Annotated in this window: 3 protein-coding genes; 2 read left to right on the top strand and 1 reads right to left on the bottom strand. The window is 72.8% G+C overall.

Going from position 1 to position 3,586, the window contains the following annotated elements; genetic code table 11:
• Positions 1 to 52 precede the first annotated feature (52 nt).
• Entirely contained in the window at positions 53 to 874 is an 822-nt protein-coding gene (locus HCN52_RS22770; RefSeq protein WP_168090319.1) for a FadR/GntR family transcriptional regulator, read from the bottom strand.
• A 254-nt stretch (positions 875 to 1,128) separates the two neighbouring features.
• Between HCN52_RS22770 and HCN52_RS22765 the strand changes: the two genes are divergently transcribed.
• Both HCN52_RS22765 and HCN52_RS22760 read left to right on the top strand, forming a co-directional pair.
• Positions 1,129 to 2,505 (top strand): MFS transporter, encoded by a 1,377-nt coding sequence (locus HCN52_RS22765; RefSeq protein ID WP_168090318.1) that lies wholly within the window; start codon positions 1,129 to 1,131, stop codon positions 2,503 to 2,505.
• On the top strand, positions 2,502 to 3,586 hold a 1,085-nt coding region (locus HCN52_RS22760), incomplete at its 3' end, for a dihydroxyacetone kinase subunit DhaK (protein WP_312876843.1). The genes HCN52_RS22765 and HCN52_RS22760, both read left to right, overlap by 4 nt.

Here is a 3,586-nt window from a genome sequence, read left to right as displayed (position 1 = left end):
CGGTGACAGGGCGTGCGGAGGCGCCCGCCCGCGCACGGGGCGGGCCCGCGGGTCAGTCCTCGGGCAGCATCACCGGCTCGATGGCGTCGTACACGTCCCCGGCGCCCGGTTCGCCGGCCTCCGCCGCGGGGGTGGCCATCGCGGCGCGCAGCCGCTCGCTGGCCATCGTCATGTGCTCCGCCATGGCGCGTTCCGCCCGGTCCGGGTCGCCCTCCGCGATGGCCCGCAGCACCGAGTCGTGCTCGCAGAGGGTCCCGCTGATGGTGCCCTCGATGTCGCTGACCCGCTCCATCCAGACCTGGAGCAGGGCGCGGATGCTGTACAGGATGTCGCTGAGGACGCTGTTGCCCGCGATGCGCGCGGTCTCCAGGTGGAAGGCGATGTCGGCGTCGATGAACGCCCGGCGGTCGTCCCCGGCCTCGCGCATGTGCGCCAGGTGCTCGGTGAGCCGGGCGATCCCCTCGGGGGTGGCCCGTTCGGCCGCCAGTCGGGCGGAGATCGCCTCCATGTGGGTGCGCACCTCCACCAGGTCCTGGGTGCGCGGCTGGCCCAGCATCAGCCCCCAGTTGATGGCGCGCGGCAGGAACTCCGAGGTGCCTTCGCGCACGTAGGACCCCGAGCCGGGCCGGATCTCGATGATCCCCAGGACGTCGAGCGCGGAGAGCGCGCCGCGGACGCTGGACCGCGCCACCCCGAGCGCCTCGGCGAGCTGGCGTTCCGCCGGCAGCCGGGTACCGGGGCGGATGTCGCCCGCGGAGAGGTGGTCCAGGAGCCGCTTGGCGACCTCGCTGACGGAGGACTCGCGCACCACCGGACGCAGGAGCTGCTCCAGGCCGGGCGTGGCGGGGATCTGCTGATCGGGCTGACTGGTCACGCGCCCTAGTACACCAGATTCCCGCCCGCGCCTCGGGCGCCCGCGACCCGCCGGAGGCGCACACCCCGTGTCGCCGGTCGGACACCACAGTATTGGCAGCTGCAATTCTGTGACCCAGGTCACGCCGGTAAATTGGTGACCAATTTACCGGTCGGGGTCTAGCGTGTGCTCAATCCGGCCGACGAGGAGCCGCCTTGGCTCGGCCGAATCTGAACCACCCGGACGGAGTTGTCCGGGAGAGCCGAGGAGCCACCATGGGTGCAGCCGAAGCCCCGACCGCCGGCGCGGTCGAGAGATCAGCCATCAGGAAGGTCTCGATCCGCCTGGTGCCCTTCGTGGCGCTGATGTTCTTCGTGAACTACCTGGACCGCACCGCGATCTCGTTCGCCGAGCCCAACGGCATGGGCGACGACCTGGCGCTGACCGCCGCCCAGTTCGGGTTCGCCTCGGGAATCTTCTTCCTGGGCTACATCGTGCTGGAGGTCCCCAGCAACATGGCGCTGCACCGGTTCGGTGCCCGCCGCTGGCTGGCGCGGATCATGATCAGCTGGGGCGTCGTCTCGCTGCTGTTCACCTGGGTGCAGAGCAGCGAGCAGCTCTACGTGCTGCGGTTCATGCTCGGTGTCGCCGAGGCCGGCTTCTTCCCCGGCGCGATCCTCTTCCTCAGCCAGTGGGTGCCCTCGCAGCACCGGGCCAAGATCCTCGGCCTGTTCTACCTCGCCCAGCCGCTGACCACCGTCATCGGCGCCCCCCTGGCGGGCTGGCTCATCAGCCACCACGGCCTGTTCGGGCTGGAGGGGTGGCGCGTGATGTTCCTCTTCGTCTCGCTGCCCGCCATCCTGCTGGGCATCGCCGCGCGCTTCGTCCTCGTCGACCGCCCCGAGGACGCGAAGTGGCTCGACCGCGACGAGAAGAACTGGCTCACCCGCGCGCTGGCGGCGGAGAACGCCGGCAAGACCGGCAACACCTCCCGCCACCACGCCAAGGGCGACCTGCGCCGCGCCCTGACCAGCTCCCGCGTGTGGGTGCTCTCCCTGGTCTACTTCGGCTTCGTCTACGGCCTCTACGCCCTGGCGTTCTTCCTGCCGACCATCATCGACGGCTTCCAGGAGCAGTTCGGCACCGAGTTCAGCGTGATGGACAAGGCCTGGATCACCGCCATCCCCTACCTCCCGGCCGCCGTCGTCCTCTTCTTCTGGACCCGGCACGCCAACCGCGTCGGCACCCGCACCTGGCACATCGCCGGCCCCGCGGTCGTCGGCGGCATCAGCGTCCCCCTCGCGCTGTGGACCGGGTCGCCCGCCGCCACCGTCGCCGTCATCACCATCACCGCCTGCGCGATCTTCGCCGCCCTCCCGGTCTTCTGGACCGTGCCCTCCCGCTTCCTCACCGGAGCCGCCGCGGCCGCCGGCATCGCCCTCATCAACACCATGGGCAACGTCGCCGGCTTCGCCTCCGGCTACGTCACCGGCTGGCTGCGCGACCTCACCGGAAGCTACGTCGTCCCCCTCTACCTCGTCGGGTTCTTCATGCTGCTCTCCGCCGTCCTCATCACCGGCATCGCCACCCGCACCAAGGATCCGCGGACCGTCACCGCGCCGGTCGGCGACACCCCGGAGGTCCGGTCGTGACCCACCTCCACAACGACCCCGCGGACTTCGCCGACGAGGCATTGGCCGGCTTCGCAGCGGCCCACGCCGCCCGGGTGCGCCCCGTGGACGGCGGCGTGGTCCGCGCCCACGGCACCCCGGCCGGGCAGGTCGCCGTCGTCATCGGCGGCGGCTCGGGCCACTACCCGGCCTTCGCCGGGCTGGTCGGCCGGGGGCTCGCCCACGGCGCGGCGGTCGGCAACGTCTTCGCCTCACCCAGCGCCCGCCAGGTCTGCTCGGTGGCGACCGCCGCCCACGGCGGCGCCGGGGTCCTGCTGATGTTCGGCAACTACGCGGGCGACGTGCTGCACTTCGGTGAGGCCGCCCAGCGCCTCACCGCGGACGGGACACCGACCGAGACGTTCGCGGTCACCGACGACATCGCCGCCGCCCCGGCCGCGGAACGTCGCGACCGGCGCGGCATCGCCGGCGACCTGCCGGTCTTCAAGGCCGCGGCTGCCGCGGCCGAACAGGGGCTGCCGCTGGCCGAGGTCCTCGACACCGCCCGCCACGCGGACGCCCGGACCCGCTCCTTCGGCATCGCCTTCGGCGGCTGCACCCTGCCGGGCGCCGATGCCCCGCTCTTCACCGTCCCCGAGGGCCGCATGGCGGTCGGTCTGGGCATCCACGGCGAGCCGGGCATCGGGGAGGCGCCGCTGCCCACCGCCGACGAGGCCGCCGAACTCCTGGTCGAGACCCTGCTGGCCGAACTGCCCGACGGGGTCGACCGCCCCGCCGGGCAGCGTGCGGCCGTCCTGCTCAACGGCCTCGGCGCGGTGAGCCACGAGGAGTTGTTCGTCCTCTACCGCACCGTGGCCCGCCTGCTGGGCGAAGCCGGCGTGGAGATCGTCGGGCCCGAGGTCGGAGACCTGGTCACCAGTTTCGACATGGCCGGGGTCTCCCTCACGCTGACCTGGCTCGACGACCGGCTCGCCACGCTCTGGGCGGCCCCGGCCGACGCCCCCGCCTACCGCAAAGGGGCCCTGCCGGAGGCAGCAGCGGCGCCCGTCGCCGACACCGCGACGGCGCCGGCCCCGCCTCCGGCCCCCGCCGCGCCCGCCAC

Origin of the sequence: Streptomyces bohaiensis (assembly GCF_012033785.1) — a bacterium.
Taxonomy (GTDB): Bacteria; Actinomycetota; Actinomycetes; order Streptomycetales; family Streptomycetaceae; genus Streptomyces; species Streptomyces bohaiensis.
The sequence above is the reverse complement of the archived record's forward strand: the minus strand, read 5'-3'. Positions and strand labels throughout refer to the sequence as shown.